Raw genomic sequence first — 16,782 nt, forward strand, 5'->3', positions numbered from 1 at the left:
ATAACTAAAAACACACCTTTTTAACTAAAAAAGGTGTGTTTTTGTCTTTTAAGGAATAGTAAATTTTGGAGTACTGTTCACCTACAATCCCAATTTATATAAAAACCCAAATTCTGAATCAGTTTTATTGATTTCCATATCAGATGAGCTAACTTCCATTACATCATAAAAAGTACAACACTCTCCTTTTCGTTCTTCTGTTTCATACACAAAATCAAATTCTAATGAGTCAGCAAGAATCAATGTATAATTTTTATTTTCACGATTTGGCTCCCAGCCTATCTCAGCATCCATCAAAACTAACTCTTTCTGTCCATTTATCTCAACTGAATCTAATTCTAAAAGATGTAATTCATTCCTTGCTAATGATTTGATACGAACATCAGAAAGTAGATATGTTCCGTTCTCTAATAAGTTTTCATTTGTCTCTTTGTCTATTAATTGGAAATAAAATGGCTCGGCAGGTGTAAAGCATTCAGTATCTCCACATGTATCACAACTTGAAAAAATAGTAACTAGAGTAATACATAAGCCTATTTTTACTATGACTGATAAGAAATTTAGATTTTTCATTGAAAATTATAAAGTAGGTTAATTAGAATATATTTCAATGTCCTTACGGAGGTTTTAAAAAAAATGCTGCACCATCAAAAAAAGGCTATTCCGTTTTCAGGAAATAGCCTTTTTATGTATAAAAACATATAAATTATTACTTCACATCAAATGCTTCATCAATGATGGCTTGCTGTGTTTTGGCATGGATTTTAGAATAACCCGTTGCAGGAGAAGCACTTGCCTTTCTTGAAACCACTTGCAGAGTAGGGCGTTTTTCCTCTACCCATTCTTTATAAAGCATACGCAATACAAATAACCAAGCTCCCATATTTTCTGGCTCTTCTTGTACCCACACAACTTCTACATTCTTCTTGTAGTTACCTAATTCTTCATAAATACGCTTCTTAGGGAACGGATGAAGTTGTTCAACTCTAACAATAGCTACATCTTTACGTTCATCTTTTTCTTGTCTTTCTAGCAAATCATAATATACCTTACCAGAACAAAGCAAAACACGCTTTACTTTTTTCTTATCTGCATAATCATCTCCATAAACTTCTTCAAACTTTCCATGAGTAAAATCTTCAATCGGAGAAACTACTTTTGGATGTCTTAAAAGTGATTTTGGCGACATCAATACACAAGGCTTACGGAAGTTCCAAGCGAGCTGTCGACGCATCAAGTGGAAGAAATTGGCAGGCTTGGTAACATTAGCGACAATAATATTATATTCAGCAGAAAGCTGTAAGAAACGCTCTGGACGTGCATTAGAGTGTTCTGGTCCTTGTCCTTCATAACCGTGAGGCAAAAGCATTACTAAACCTGTTGTGCGCTGCCACTTTGTTTCACTACTGGTTATAAACTGGTCAATCATAATTTGCGCTCCGTTAGCAAAATCTCCAAACTGCGCTTCCCAAATCGTCAGAGCATTCGGATTTGCCATTGCATAACCAAATTCAAAACCTAAAACACCATACTCTGAAAGAAGTGAATTATAGATTTCAAACTTTGGTAAATCTTCTCCTAAATGGTTTAGATTGTTGTAGGTTTCGTTAGTTTCTGCATCACTCAAAACAGCATGGCGATGTGAGAATGTTCCTCTACGTACATCTTGACCTGTAAAACGGACAGTGTGTCCATCCAAAATTACAGAGCCATACGCTAAAAGTTCTGCACTTGCCCAGTCTAAAACTTTATCTTCAAAAAACATTCGATTTCTTTCAGAAAGAAGTTTATCAATCTGCTTGAGGGCATTAAATCCTTCTGGAATAGTGGTAAGGGTTTTTCCTACTTTATCAATGTGTTCTTGCGTAATGGAAGTATCTGGCGATACATCAAAATCTTCTGCTTCCGAACGGCGCATAGACTTCCAAGCCTGTTCTAGTTCTTGATATTCGTAAGGTAATGGCTTTTGTCTGACATCATCTAAACGCTCTTGAAGCATTTTTTTAAAAGACTTTTCCATATCCTTAGCCAATTTGCTAGTAATCTCACCCTCTTTTGTCAGTTTTTCAATATATAATTTTCTTGGATTAGGATGTTTTCCAATTAAGTTATACAAATGAGGTTGTGTAAATTTAGGCTCATCAGCTTCATTGTGTCCATAACGACGATAACAAACCATATCTACATAGACATCTTTATGGAATTTCTGACGATATTCAGTAGCTAATTTTACAGCAAACACAACAGCTTCTGGGTCGTCGCCATTGACATGAATTTCTGGTGTTTCAGTAAGTTGAGAAATATCTGTACAATAATTTGAAGAACGACCATCATAAAAATCTGTTGTAAAACCAACTTGATTATTGATAACAAAATGGATTGTTCCACCCACTTCATAACCTTCTAGTTCGGACATTTGAGCTACTTCATAGACAATTCCTTGCCCTGCAAGTGCAGCATCACCGTGAATGATGATAGGAAGAGCTTTTTTCTTATCACTCTCATGCATATAATCCAACTTAGCACGAGTATAGCCCTGCACAACTGGCGCAACTGCCTCTAAGTGAGAAGGGTTTGGGGCAAGGCGCAAATATACATTTTCTCCACTTGGTGTGGTAACTTGTGAAGAATATCCCATGTGATATTTTACATCACCATCTCCTAAACCTAAAAGTTCATCAGATACATTGCCTTCAAACTCATTGAATACTTGAGCATACGTTTTGCCCATAATATTTACAAGCACGTTCAGACGACCACGGTGAGCCATTCCGATAACTACTTCCTCTACACCTAACTTTGCTCCTTCATTGATGATAGCATCAAGAGCTGGAATTGTAGATTCACCTCCTTCTAAAGAAAAACGTTTTTGTCCTAAATATTTGGTATGCAAAAAGTTTTCAAAAACAGATGCCTCATTGAGCTTTTGTAAGATACGTTCTTTTTGGCTGTGGTCTAATTTGAATTTTGGATAATCTATCTCTACCTTTTTTCTGAACCAATACTTAACATCGGGTTCACGAATAGACATAAACTCAAAGCCAATTCCACTCTCATAAATCATTTTTAATCTATCAATGATTTCTTGTAGTGTTGCCTCTCCGATACCAATTTCGTTTCCTGCTCTAAATTTTTTGTTTAAATCAGCTTCTGAAAAACCAAAATCTTCTAATTTTAAACGAGCTTTTCTATCTCTACGAGGACGAACAGGATTAGTTTTAGCTTGTAAGTGTCCACGCAAACGATAGCCGTCGATAAGTTTTTTGACTGAAATTTCTTGTTTTAATTTATCTTCATCTATGTCAGCAGGAAGCGAACTTTCAAATCCGTTGTTTATAGCTGCTCCATTTGCTTTGCTTGGGCTACCGTTGGTTTTGATGGTTTCTCCTGTTTCGGTATTATAGTCGGTCATTGAAAATTCAAAGCCTTCAAAAAATCGTTGCCAACTTGCATCTACCGAATTAGCATCCTTTTTATAGTCTTGATACAGACCATCGATATAAGCATTTTCAGCATTAGAAAGGTATGAGAGTTTGTCCATTTTTTTGGTTTATATTTGACAGAAGTATTTTTTTATTATTACCATAATAAAGAACTTCTGAGAGTTTTTTGTTTTCTTAGAATAGAAGTTATGAAATTCGGAACGAAATTACAATAAACTGACCTATTTTACAAAGAACTACCAATTTATCGCTTTAAACACCTAGATTTTTTAGGCTTAGCCATAGTATTTGATAATTTATTTAAAAAAACACTACTAAATCAGTTTTTGAGAACAAAAGTAAGTTGCAAAACCTTATTTTTGCTCATAATTTTTGTGTAGAAAGACTATACAGTTTACCATAAACCAATATAAAAAATGAAAATTGCTGTTGTTGGAGCGACAGGACTTGTCGGTACTCAAATGTTAGAAGTCTTGAAAAATCGCCACTTTCCAGTATCTGAACTTATTGCTGTGGCATCGGAACGCTCAGTAGGAAACCAGATTGAATTCAATGGAAAGTCGTATCGTGTGCATAGTATGCAAGAAGCTATTGATGCTGTTCCAGATATTGCTATTTTTTCGGCTGGAGGCTCAGTTTCTTTGGAATTTGCACCAAAATTTGCAGAAAAAGGAACGATTGTGATTGATAACTCATCAGCTTGGAGAATGAATCCAAAGTATAAATTGGTTGTTCCTGAAGTAAATGCTCACGAGCTTCAAGATTTGAGTGAAAATGATAAAATCATTGCCAATCCAAATTGTTCTACTATTCAGATGGTGGTTGCTCTTGCTCCATTGCACAAAAAATACAAAATCAAGCGTGTGGTAGTTTCAACCTATCAGTCAGTTACAGGAACAGGAAAAGCTGCTGTCGACCAACTGATGAGCGAGCGCAAAGGAGAAGAAGCAAAGAAAGTCTATCCTTATCCTATTGACTTAAATGTTCTTCCTCATATCGATGTTTTCTTAGACAATGGATATACAAAGGAGGAAATGAAAATGGTTTTGGAAACAAAAAAAATAATGGGAGACGACTCTATCAACGTTACGGCTACAGCTGTTCGTATTCCAACAATGGGAGGACACTCAGAATCTGTGAATGTAGAGTTTGAAAATGATTTTGATTTGAATGAAGTGCGTGAAATTCTAAGAAATTCAGAAGGAATTATCTTACAAGACGATGTAAGCAAATTAGAATATCCAATGCCGATTCATTCACATAACAGAGACGAAGTTTTTGTAGGGCGTTTGAGAAGAGATGAAAGCCAAGAAAATACGCTCAATATGTGGATTGTGGCAGATAACCTTAGAAAAGGAGCAGCTACAAATGCTGTTCAGATTGCTGAATATTTAGTCAAAGAAAATTTAGTACAGGCTGAAAAGGTATAGGCAACTTTTAATTATAACCATAAACGAGGATTGAAACCGATATTTAAGACTTCAATCCTCGTTTACTTTTTAGCTAGAATGGTCTGAAACGATGACCCACTTTCCATTTATTTTTTTCCACACGAGTGTAAAGTGTCCTCCTACATCTTCTTTTGCTTCTCTTTTCAGATACCACTTTCCCACAACAAAAATATGTTTCTTTCCTAGCTTTTCCATAGACAGAATATCAAAGCTAAGTTTTCCCATGGTTTCTGTATCGGGGTAAGACTTTTTATATCTATCTAATGTTGCGTTATAGCCGTATGTAATGCCATTTTTTCCAATAAACTTGAGCGAATCAGACTCCCAGTAGCTGTTCATAAAACCTTCTAAGTCACCCTTGTTCCAAGCCTTTTCTTGGTTTTTGAAGGTCTTGTTTATTTCGTTTGCTTCTTTTTGTGTTACAGATTGCCCAAAAACAGTAGAAGTCAGAGCAAGTAAACAAAGTAGAAAAAATAATTGTCTCATTTTGAAATTAAAGTATTGTTTCAGAGTATAAAACTAAAATTGTATGATGTAATTCAAGCAAAGATACACAATCGTAATTCAAAAAATTGTTATATTGTATTTCCTAAATCAACACAAAACACTTTATAATAAGACTAAAAATTAATGCAAAAAACAATTGAAGGCATTTTATCTATTGTAGTAGCTATAATTCTTCTTCAAACACTTTATTTCAAATTTGGAGGAGCTGCAGAATCGGTATGGATTTTTAATCAATTAGAGGTTGAGCCTTGGGGAAGATATATGGCTGGTTTTTTCGAACTTGTAGTAGCCATCTTAATCTTGATACCCAAAACTCGCCGTTTAGGAGCTTTAGGAGCTATCCTAACAATGCTAGGAGCAATTGCTGCTCATATTTTTGTCTTGGGTATTGTCGTACAAAATGATAAAGGTCTTCTTTTTGCGTTGGCTTGTATTACGCTTGCTTGCTCTGTTGGAGTTCTTATCATGAGAACTATAAGAAAGAGATAAGAGAATAATAAATATAATTTTTGTTCTGTGAGTCACAGAACAAGGCTCTATGTGCCTATGTGGTTTAAAGAATTAAGCCTAACACTACCTTATCAATTTTATCATTTCAGTAAAGACATATTCTCTACCACGCTGGTCAGTTGCCACTATTTTCAATGTATATTCTCCAGCAGGAGCAAACCCATTTCTATACCTTCCGTCCCAACGAGTATTTATATCATTTGTTCTAAAAACAGCCTCTCCCCAACGATTAAAAATAAGCATATCAAATTCTTTTATAAATTTAGCTTGTACGCCAAAACTATCATTCAGATTGTCTCCATTAGGGGTGAAGGCATTTGGAAAATTGACAAAAGATTGGAAATCTATGCGAATAGTATTTGAATAGGTAATAGAATCTCCCAAATTTGCACGTACTCTGACATAACTGGTTTGATTCTGTTGGCTTTCAATATCAAGACTATAACTACCAAAGCTAGAAACGGATTGCGTGTTGAAAGGTGCTTTTCCTATTGAATCGGTTTGTTCTAATACATAATTATTTGTCTCTTCGCCTTGAAATGCTGTCCAATCAAAATATAACACACCTTCTTGTTCATCTGTACTACCTTCCATTTTTAAAATAATAGGACAAATAAAAGAACTAGGTTCTGAAGTCAAATCACAAGCATTTTTATAAGAAATAGAATAACAATAAGGAACTTCATTCATATCAATAGCTCTATCTTGAAAAGTAGAATCGGATGAATTGATAGTATAAATAATTTCATTTCCTTTATTATTTCGTCTAGTAATTTCTGTTCCAGTAATTACAACTCCCTCTTTTCCAACAGGATACGACCACCTTAAATCAACTTGACCTGTAGGCGTAAAGCTGGCATAAACATCAAAAACAGCAGGAGGAATAGCATTTGATGCAGCTAAAATACATCTTTTAGGACTAATAATTTTCAATCCAGATGAAAATTCAGTTTCTAGTTGATAGCAATATGTAACCTTACACACTACATCTTCATCAGAGGTTTGATTTATAGCAATCTCTTCTGTATCAAAAATTATATTTCCATCTTTAAAAAGGCTATAATTTACAAATTCAGACGCATCAACTCCTGTTGCTTTATTCCAACGTACATCTATATAATCTTCTTCTCCTATTAGGGAAACATCAGAAACATAAAACAATTCTGAACTTGCTGCTTGGTTTGTACAAATATCTTGAACTGAAATGCGATATACTCCATTTTGTACAACATTCTGTATGGTAAAGCTAGTAGAACTTGTTTCAAGACTACTAACCTCTTCAAAACCAGTAGGTGTCTGAATCTCTAAAGTGTGAGGCAAATCTGTTTGTAGTGTATAATCAACTTTTGCAGTGCCGTTTTCAAAAACTTCAAAACGGCTTACTTGTGGAGGCACAAGCGCACCAACTGGTGTTATGGTCTTGCTGTTTGGTGTACAGTTTTCTGCTCCTCCTTCAAAAAGTCCTCTTACTGTAATAGTAAACTCCCTTTCTGTAGAATACGTATGCTCTGCAAATTCATTATCTCCTATTATAGAAGACTGATTATCACCAAAATCTATTTTATAAGAATCGTAGTAATCTTCATTGATTTGTACCCTTATTCTCTTATCAGCACAACGAATAACCTCAAAATCAACGATTTTAGGCTCAAAAACTTGAATAATATTTTCTCTTCTTACCGAATCACCTCCTTCGCCTCCTGTATTGATAAGTTGAGAAATAGAATAAGTCCCTGCTTGTTGAAAGGTAAAAACGGTCTCTCTTTGCACAGCAGTACTTCCAAAACGGTAAAAAACCAAATCAGGGTCTGCACCAGAACAGTCAGTAACGCTAACTGTAAGAGGCGCACACCCTTTTACATTCGAAACATCAAAACAAGGTGTTTGAGCAAAAAGAGTTTGTTCGTAAAGAAAGAATAATGTCGTAATGATGACAAAGAAAAAATAAGAAGCAGAATATTTCCTGTTTTTTAGATGCATAGTCTTGATAAAACGTGATTTATAACTTTAGATAACCTTTTAAAAGTTTTTTTATACAACGATGTTGGTGGTAAAAAGAGTACAAATCTAGGAAATATCTGATTTTACTATCTTCTTCTTAAATATATTTATCCTTTTTATTCTTGATACGCATAAAAACGAGCATCTGCCAATACTTTTGGCTCACTCTTGATTTCAGAAAGAATAAAATTTCCATTGCTTCCGTTGAGAGGAAAAGTGTGTTTTTTATCGTGTAACGCTTCGTATTCTTCTAAACTAATGGCTTTTCTATTTTTCAACGTAGAAAAAACGTTAAACTTTTCTATAATTTCTATGGCGTTTTTTTGTAAAACACCCTCAAAAACCTTTGATTTTGAACCACTTCCGTAGGCGCAAAAGCCTATTTTTTGTCCTTCTAACTTTTCTCCTTTAAATAACATTTCCTTTTTCATTTCCAAACAACTCATCAGAGCCATAAAAATAGAAGCTGTGTACATATTTCCAATATGAGAAGAAGCAAGTTGGCTTGTTTCAATCTTTTCTTTAACAAAGATTCTGTACGAATCTGTTTTAGCCACCTTTTTAAATAATTCTTTTGGCTCTGAATATAAATTTTCTTGTGAAATACCAAATCGTTCTAAATAACCTTCTCTTCTACTTTTATCTGTCAAAAATAAGCGTTCTTTAGTAAAAATCTGACTAAACATACGTTTTCCGTGAAACGCATACGGCAAGTGAAAAATTAGGCTATTCCACCTTTCTGAAAGAATATCATTTTCATTATACAAACCTTCTTTTACAGCCTGTTTTTTAAAAGAAAAATAAGCGTCATGCAAACGGTTTTGATAACAAGAATTTGAAAATTGTCCGTCAAAGACAGGAGTTTCACTAAAATTGGGTTTAAAAAAATCGTGTTCACTCTTCGTAGAAACGCCCCAAATATCGTTGATAGCTATCAGTCTTGGATTTTGCTTGACGAGCATTGCCACAGCACCTGCACCTTGAGTATATTCGCCACCCGAGTTTTTTTCATATTTTGCATAATCAGTAGCTACTACAATACCGATACGATTTTTATTCCCTCTTGCCCAATCCAATGTATTTTGAAGTGCATCTACCCCACCAATACAAGCAAAAGTCATATCTAAGGCATCACAATTTTCAAAAAATTCTGTGTTTGGTTCTTTTTTGTGTTCTTCTTGTAATTTTTGGTTGAGCATTCCCAAAATATACGTAGCAATAGGCTTTGCGCCATCTAGTCCAGATTCTGTCCCTACATAAAGTCTTCCAATATCTTTTGGGTTTAGATTATATTCTTTTATCAGTTTCCAAACAGCATTGGCTGCCATACTTGCTGCATCTTCATTTACATCTGGAAGAGCCATTTTCAATACGCCTAAGCCTTTACTTAATTTTTCGTAGTCTAAATTGCGTGAGGGAGCTAATGTTTCTAAGTCTAAGTAAATATGAGGAACATAAAAAGACATTGCATCAATGCCTACCTGTATCGTATTCTGATTCATCAAGAAAGAGGTCTAGTAATAAACAATTCATTTTTTATTTTATTGGTAATTATAGGTTTATGTGTTCTATGTTCGTGTACAAATCTATACAAATAGAATTAAAAAGTGTTTAGTATATTGCTAACTTGTTGAAAATGCTGAAAAATAAAAGATAATTTTTCAAAACAGTATCTTTACAGAAAAGTAATAACTAAAGTAAAAAATACTTGTATCTTATACATTCTTTTCAGAGTATTGTACCGACAAATCAGTATGAAATAGTATTAAAGTTCATGTTCTATCCTCTGATTAAAAATAATATATCAATTTAAATGTCAAAACAAACTACAACTTCCCTTCCTGCCATCAAACAAGACTCTCAACAACTTGTCAAAGGACAAGGGTTTGGAACAGCACCTGTATTTTTTACAGCTATTTCCACTATTTTGGGAGCAGTTATGTTTTTGCGTTTTGGCTATGCTGTTGGAAATGTCGGACTCTTAGGGTCTATTGGAATTATTTTGCTCGGACATATCGTAACCATTCCGACAGCAATGGCAATTGCTGAAATTGCGACCAACCAAAAAGTAGAAGGTGGAGGAGAATATTATATCGTTTCTCGTTCTTTTGGTCTGAATATAGGCGCAACTATCGGAATTGCACTCTATTTGTCTCAAGCTATTAGTGTTGCTTTCTATATTATTGCATTTGCTCAAGCCTTTCAGCCTCTTTTAGAATATTTGCGAACACTTCCTTTTATCATTGATAATCATTTGTTATTCTTTATACAAGACCGTTTGATTAGTATTCCAGCTCTTTTGCTTCTTATCTTGATGGTTTCTACCAAGGGAGCAGATTTGGGAGTTAAGGCTCTTTATTTTGTTGTGGCACTGCTTTTTGTCTCCTTAATAATGTTTTTTGCTGGAGAAACACCCTATGATTTTGATGCTGATATAGTGGGCTGGAGTCATTCCCTAAGTAATGGAGATAGTTTTTTCAAGGTTTTTGCGATTTGTTTTCCTGCCTTTACAGGAATGACAGCAGGTGTGGGACTTTCTGGAGACTTGAAAAGTCCTAGAAAATCTATTCCATTAGGAACACTCTCTGCTACCTTTGCAGGGATGATAGTGTATGGCTTTATTGTTTGGAAATTATATGTTTCGGCTTCTCCACAAGATTTGAATGGCGACCAACTCATTATGCAAAAAATTGCCCTTTGGGGACCTATTATCTTAGTTGGTTTGGCTGCTGCCACAGCTTCTTCTGCACTAGGTTCTATTTTGGTTGCTCCAAGAACCTTACAAGCCTTAGCTAACGATGATGCTTTCCCTTCTCAAAACATGAACAAATGGCTGGCAAAGGGAAAAGGAAAAAAAGCAGAGCCTTTCAACTCTACACTTGTTACTTCAGTTATTGCTCTTGTTTTTGTTGCTGCTGGTGATGTGAATGCTGTTGCCGAAATTATCTCCATGTTTTTTATGGTAACGTATGGTACTATTTGTATGATTTCATTTTTAGAACATCTTTCTGGCGATACTTCTTATCGTCCTACATTCCGTTCCAAATGGTATATTTCGCTTCTAGGCGCAGTAGCTTGTGTTTTTATGATGTTTAGTATGAATGCGACTTACGCATTTATCTCTTTAGTTTCTATGGTCGTTTTACATATAGTTATGAGCCAATATCGTAAGAAAAGCACAGGTATTGTATATCTTTTTCAAGGAGCAATATTTCAAATCAATAGAGAACTTAGGGTATTTTTACAAAAACGAGAAGACGAACAAAACAACCAGTGGAATCCAGCTATTGTCTGTCTTTCACAAGACTTTTTCCGTCGCCAAAGTGCCTTCAATATGTTGCGCTGGCTCTCACATCGTTACGGATTTGGTACATATATTCATTATATTCAAGGTTTTCTATCAAAAGAAACCAATATCATAGCCAAAGAAACAAAAAAGGAGATTATCCAGATGGCTTCCAAAACGAAAAGTAATGTCTATATAGACACACTGGTTAGTCCGTCTGTAACTTCTTCTATCGCACAGGTTTTGCAACTCCCTGGTGTTTCTGGATTGGAAAATAATATGTTCTTATTAGAGTTTAGCAAAAATAATCTTGACAACATAAAAGGAATTATAGATAACTATCCTCTGATAAAAGCTACTTCGTTTGATGTTTGTGTTTTGGCGACTTCTGAAAGAAATTTTGGTTTTAAGAAAAGTATTAATATTTGGATTACTCGCCATAGTTTCCAAAATGCTAACCTAATGATTCTTTTGGCGTATGTGATTGTCGGACACAGAGACTGGAAAGATGCTGATATTAAACTAAAAGCCGTTTACCCAGATTCTGATATTGCAACAGAAAGAGACAAACTCATAGAACTTATAAAGTCGGGACGTTTGCCTATCTCTGCTACCAATGTCGAACTGATTGCACAGCGAGGGAAAAGTATGAAGCAAATCATCAATGAAAAATCTAAATCGGCAGACCTTACACTTATCGGACTCAACGACAAGCAAGTGAAAGAAGAAGGTGAAAGCGTATTTACTGGGTATAATGATATTTCAGATATTCTTTTTGTAAATAGTCATAATCAGAAAGTCATTGAGTAATAAAAACGGATGCTAAATCATTGGTGTCACTATGCGTAAAACACCAAAAATGGTTTCTTGTCCCTGTTCTGTAACTCACAGAACAGCAAACGATACTTAAAAAAATATAAAGCTCTATGAAAAAATTGAATAACTACATAGGAGGCGATTTTATCAATCCTTTTTCTGATAATTATATAGAAAATATAAATCCAGCCACAGGAGAGGTTTTTTCATTGGTTGCAGATTCGGATGAAAACGATATAAACTTAGCCGTAGAAGCAGCCAAAGCAGCATTTCCAAAATGGTCTTCGGCAGATGCAAATTTTCGCTCAAAATGGCTCTTAAAACTAGCAAATTATATAGAAAATAATTTGGAGAAATTTGCACAAGCAGAAACTAAGGACAATGGCAAGCCTATTTCTCTTTCTCGTTCGATAGATATTCCTCGTGCTATTCAAAATCTTTCTTTCTTTGCTACTGCTATTCTACACGACAAAGAAGAAGCCTTTCACACTTCTGAAAACGTTTTAAATTATACTTTGCGTCAGCCGTTGGGCGTAGTGGGTTGTATATCGCCTTGGAACTTACCATTGTATTTGTTTACGTGGAAAATTGCCCCAGCCTTAGCTAGTGGAAACTGTGTGATTGCCAAACCATCTGAACTAACTCCTTATACAGCTTATTTGCTTTCAGAAGCCTGTCAAGCCATAAACTTTCCTGATGGAGTATTAAATATCATTCACGGATATGGACATAGGGCAGGAGCATCTATTGTGGCTCATCCAGACATAAAAGCTATTTCTTTTACTGGAGGAACACAAACAGGAAAAACGATTGCTTCGGTAGCAGCTCCCATGTTTAAAAAACTATCTTTAGAACTAGGGGGAAAAAATGCTACTATTATTTTTGCAGATTCAGATTTGGAAGATGCCGTACACACAGCCGTTAGGGCAGCCTTTACCAATCAAGGACAAATTTGCTTGTGTGGTTCAAGAATTTTGATAGAAGATTCTATTTATGAGGAATTTAAAGCCAAGTTTGTAGAAAAAGTCAAAACATTGAAACTAGGTGACCCAACTGATAAAAATACAGACCAAGGAGCAACTGTTTCAAAAGTACATCAAGACAAAGTTTTGTCATATATAGAATTAGCCAAACAAGAAGGAGGGCAACTATTGACAGGAGGACAGAAAGTAGATAGCGAAAAATTACCTGAAAGATGCAAAAATGGTTTTTTCATTGAGCCCACTGTCATAGAAAACCTACCAGCCTACTGCCGAACTAATCAAGAGGAAATTTTTGGTGCAGTAACTACACTAATTCCTTTTGAAAATGAAAATGAAGCTATAGAATTTGCCAACTCTACACCTTACGGACTTTCAGCATCTGTTTGGACACAAAATTTATCAAAAGCTCACCGAGTGGCTGCCAAATTAGAAACAGGAATTGTTTGGATAAACTCTTGGCTACTAAGAGATTTGAGAACACCTTTTGGGGGCACAAAACAGTCTGGAGTAGGAAGAGAAGGAGGTTATGAGGCTTTACATTTCTTTACAGAAGAGAAAAACGTATGTGTAAAATTTTAGTAAATATTCATTACTTAGGATAAATCAATGCTCGTTTACAGCTATCAGCCCAAACGACGGTTTGTGACAGCTATGTTATTTTCAAAATTTCTTTTTTCTCTAATGTTTTCATGTCTTTTGGAATTACTTTAATTATTTCATTTTCTAAAGCAAGCAATAGTTTTTCTTTAATAAAATGACGATAAGTTACCAATCCAATTTCACGAACAGGAGCAGGATTTTTGAAGTAACGGATATTTTCTAGTTGTTTTTCATTCATATCAGCGAGAGCCAAACTTGGAATAATCGTAATTCCATTGTTTATTTCTACAATCTTTTTGAGCGTTTCGATACTGGCTGCTGCAAAATCCAACTGATGGACTTCTTTTTCTTTACTTTTGAGTTCGCATAGATTAACCACCTGTGAGCGCAAACAGTGTCCTTCTTCTAAAAGCCAAAGCCTATTCACATCAATATCCTCTGCCAAAAGGTATTTTTTATTCATAAACTTTTCTTCTTTTGAAGCGTACACCACAAACTGCTCATAAAAAAGAGGCTTTTCTATCAACATTTTATTTTCCAAGGGCGTAGCCAATATTCCTGCATCAATTTCATTTTGTTCAAGTCGCTTTATAATTTCCTCCGTTGTAAGTTCGCTAATCTGCACACTGACTAAAGGATAATTTTTTAAAAAAGCTGGCAAAAATAGTGGCAATAAGTAAGGTGCAAGCGTTGGAATAATTCCGATACGAAGCTCTCCACTAACTTTATCTTGCTCATCTCTTACCAAATCTTTTATTTTTTGGGCTTCGCCTAAAGTTACTTTGGCTTGCAAAATTATTTTTTTTCCAATTTCAGTAGGTACAACAGGCTGTTTGCTTCTATCAAAAATCTTTACTTCCAGTTCTTCTTCTAGCTTCTTTATCATCATACTAAGGGTTGCCTGTGTTACAAAACACGCTTCAGCAGCTTTTACAAAATGGCGATGTTTGTCAATCGCAATGATATATTCTAATTGTTGGAAGTTCATAAGTGCAAAGATAGTAAGAATTCAAAAAGGTGATATAAATATAAGATTTCCACAAGTAATAATTGCTTTATAAGCAACAAAATAGTACATTTACACTTTATTTTTTTTCAGCATTAAACTTACTTATAGATGAAAAAGCTAAACTGGTTATTTCTATTGCTCCTTTCTGTTGTATTCCTAACTTCTTGTGGAGAAGATGAAGAAGAACAATCTGAAGAAAATTTAGGTATTTTAGGTACTTGGGATTTAAAAAGTTTTCAGTATAGTGGTAGTACTCAAGTAGATTATGGAAATGGTTTTGTAGTCGGCAATCCCTTTGTTGCTGAAGCAATTAATATTGATATGAGCATTACTTTCAACGATAATAATACTTATACGACTCAAGGAGACTACTCTATCGTAATAGCTCCAGACATAGAAGATGGTGATGACCTCGCTATCACAATAGATTTCCAAAACTTCTTTGAGTCAGGAAACTGGAGAAGAGAAGGAAATGAATTGATATTCAATGAAAATCAATTATCTGGAAATGAAATAGGTAGAAGCACTATCATAGAGCTTACGCAAAACAGAATGGTTGTAGAACTTGAGTATCGTCAAGAAGAAACTGACCCAGCACAAGGAATTACTGTAATATCAGAAGTTGCTGGTGTTTATGTAGTAGAAAAGCGATAAGTATTTTTTATCTAACATTTCTTACAATTAAAAAAACTGTATTTGACTTTTTTCAAATACAGTTTTTTTGTCTTCCGCTCAAAAAGCAAGGCACTTTTATCTTACCAAGCCTTTTCTAATACCAAAATAAAAACTACTTTCCCCTAATATTTTGGTCTACTCTACTACTTAAATGCTCTTAAAGGTAAAAAACTAAAATAATTCGTACTTTTAAAAATATGCAATAAAAAATACTCGTCCATTTTTCGGTTGCTACAAAAATCTGATTTTCAGAACTTTGAAGAAAATTAATTTCTACGCTAATACATATTCTATGAAAATTACAGATTCAAACCAAATAGCTACATATTACAAGGCTTTAGTAAATAAAGATGAGCGTTTTGTAGGAATTTTCTTTGTGGGAGTGAAAACAACTTCTATTTTTTGTATTGCAAATTGTAGAGCAAGAAAACCAAAATTAGAAAATGTAGTATTTTACAGTACGTTTAAAGAAGCCTTGAATGAAGGTTTTCGTCCTTGTAAAATTTGTAAGCCTACACAAAATGCCAATCAAGCTCCTAAAGAAATTGAAAAAGCGATTGAACTTGTAAAAGTAAATCCGAAAGAAAAAATATCAGATTATTGTCTTAAAGAAAATGGAATTAGTGCAAAAGTAGTGCGTCAATGGTTTAAAAAGCATTATGGAATGACCTTTCACGCCTATCAACGACTTTACAGAATAAATACAGCCTTTCAAGAACTCAAACAAGGAAAGCCAACCACTCAAACAGCCTTTGAAATGGGCTACGAATCACTTAGTGGATTTGGTTATACATTCAAAAAAACAATGGGAAAATCACCTATGAGCAGCAAAGAAAAAGCTACTATCTTGATGAGCAGACTTACCACTCCTTTAGGAGCTATGTTTGTTTGTGCTACTGAAAAAGGAATTTGCTTATTAGAGTTTTCAGACAGAAAAATGCTAGAAACAGAATTTGCAGACCTTCAAAAAAGACAAAATGCAGTTATCTTGACTGGAGAAAACCGACATATTACTCAAGCTAAAAAAGAACTGGAAGAATATTTTGAAGGAAAACGCACTAACTTTGAAGTAGCTTTAGACCCTGTGGGAACAGATTTTCAAAAATCAGTTTGGGAAGGCTTACATCAGATTGAATACGGAAAAACTCGTTCTTATCAAGAACAGTCAGAACATTTGGGAAACCCAAAAGCAATTCGTGCCATTGCTTCTGCCAACGGAATGAACAAAATATCCATTATAATTCCTTGTCATCGTGTGATTGGAAAAGATGGAAAGCTAACAGGCTATGGAGGAGGATTAGAACGAAAAAAATGGTTGCTCTTACACGAGAACAAATACAACCCAAATAAAGAAAATCAGAAAGAGCCAAGTTTATTTTAAGTAGTTGAGTAGTACAATTTAGTTTATAAAAACTATTGTCAAGGTCTGTTTTTTTCTTCGAACTCGTTTAAGAATGGTTTTCTAGCGCAAGATTCCATCCTTATCTTGTCCCATAAAACT

12 protein-coding genes are annotated in these 16,782 nt (G+C 34.6%); 6 read left to right on the plus strand and 6 right to left on the minus strand.

What is annotated here, in order from left to right; genetic code table 11:
• Positions 1–81: 81 nt before the first annotated feature.
• Positions 82–573: a hypothetical protein gene (locus tag QZ659_RS18000; protein WP_291727992.1), complete on the minus strand. Its 492-nt coding sequence runs from the start codon at positions 571–573 to the stop codon at positions 82–84.
• A gap of 136 nt (positions 574–709) precedes the next feature.
• Positions 710–3,541, minus strand: a complete 2,832-nt coding sequence (locus QZ659_RS18005; RefSeq protein ID WP_291727994.1) for a 2-oxoglutarate dehydrogenase E1 component — start codon at positions 3,539–3,541, stop codon at positions 710–712.
• 318 nt (positions 3,542–3,859) lie between these two features.
• On the opposite strand from QZ659_RS18005, the gene QZ659_RS18010 reads away from it, so the two are divergent.
• Positions 3,860–4,873, plus strand: a complete 1,014-nt coding sequence (locus tag QZ659_RS18010) for an aspartate-semialdehyde dehydrogenase (protein WP_291727995.1) — start codon at positions 3,860–3,862, stop codon at positions 4,871–4,873.
• 69 nt (positions 4,874–4,942) lie between these two features.
• Here the strand turns inward: QZ659_RS18010 and QZ659_RS18015 are convergent, their stop codons facing one another.
• On the minus strand, positions 4,943–5,380 hold the full coding sequence (locus QZ659_RS18015) for a YybH family protein (RefSeq protein ID WP_291727997.1): 438 nt from the start codon (positions 5,378–5,380) through the stop codon (positions 4,943–4,945).
• Between the two features lie 144 nt (positions 5,381–5,524).
• On the opposite strand from QZ659_RS18015, the gene QZ659_RS18020 reads away from it, so the two are divergent.
• Positions 5,525–5,890, plus strand: a complete 366-nt coding sequence (locus QZ659_RS18020) for a DoxX family membrane protein (protein ID WP_291727999.1) — start codon at positions 5,525–5,527, stop codon at positions 5,888–5,890.
• An 84-nt stretch (positions 5,891–5,974) separates the two neighbouring features.
• Here the strand turns inward: QZ659_RS18020 and QZ659_RS18025 are convergent, their stop codons facing one another.
• On the minus strand, positions 5,975–7,891 hold the full coding sequence (locus QZ659_RS18025) for a gliding motility-associated C-terminal domain-containing protein (protein WP_291728001.1): 1,917 nt from the start codon (positions 7,889–7,891) through the stop codon (positions 5,975–5,977).
• Positions 7,892–8,028: 137 nt separating this feature from the next.
• On the minus strand, positions 8,029–9,414 hold the full coding sequence (locus tag QZ659_RS18030) for a hydroxymethylglutaryl-CoA synthase family protein (RefSeq protein ID WP_291728003.1): 1,386 nt from the start codon (positions 9,412–9,414) through the stop codon (positions 8,029–8,031).
• 311 nt (positions 9,415–9,725) lie between these two features.
• On the opposite strand from QZ659_RS18030, the gene QZ659_RS18035 reads away from it, so the two are divergent.
• Both QZ659_RS18035 and QZ659_RS18040 read left to right on the plus strand, forming a co-directional pair.
• Positions 9,726–12,008: an amino acid permease gene (locus QZ659_RS18035; RefSeq protein ID WP_291728005.1), complete on the plus strand. Its 2,283-nt coding sequence runs from the start codon at positions 9,726–9,728 to the stop codon at positions 12,006–12,008.
• 116 nt (positions 12,009–12,124) lie between these two features.
• Positions 12,125–13,576 carry an aldehyde dehydrogenase gene (locus QZ659_RS18040; protein WP_291728007.1) on the plus strand — a complete coding sequence of 484 codons (1,452 nt, stop codon included), beginning with the start codon at positions 12,125–12,127 and terminating at the stop codon, positions 13,574–13,576.
• Positions 13,577–13,646: 70 nt separating this feature from the next.
• Here QZ659_RS18040 and QZ659_RS18045 read toward each other — a convergent pair whose 3' ends face one another.
• Positions 13,647–14,585: a hydrogen peroxide-inducible genes activator gene (locus QZ659_RS18045; RefSeq protein ID WP_291728010.1), complete on the minus strand. Its 939-nt coding sequence runs from the start codon at positions 14,583–14,585 to the stop codon at positions 13,647–13,649.
• Between the two features lie 129 nt (positions 14,586–14,714).
• On the opposite strand from QZ659_RS18045, the gene QZ659_RS18050 reads away from it, so the two are divergent.
• Together QZ659_RS18050 and QZ659_RS18055 are read left to right on the plus strand one after the other, a co-directional pair.
• Complete coding sequence (locus tag QZ659_RS18050; protein ID WP_291728012.1) at positions 14,715–15,260, plus strand: lipocalin family protein; 546 nt, start codon at positions 14,715–14,717, stop codon at positions 15,258–15,260.
• 313 nt (positions 15,261–15,573) lie between these two features.
• Positions 15,574–16,662: a bifunctional transcriptional activator/DNA repair enzyme AdaA gene (locus tag QZ659_RS18055; RefSeq protein WP_291728015.1), complete on the plus strand. Its 1,089-nt coding sequence runs from the start codon at positions 15,574–15,576 to the stop codon at positions 16,660–16,662.
• The last annotated feature ends 120 nt before the right edge of the window (positions 16,663–16,782 follow it).

Origin of the sequence: Bernardetia sp. (assembly GCF_020630935.1) — a bacterium.
Taxonomy (GTDB): domain Bacteria; phylum Bacteroidota; class Bacteroidia; order Cytophagales; family Bernardetiaceae; genus Bernardetia.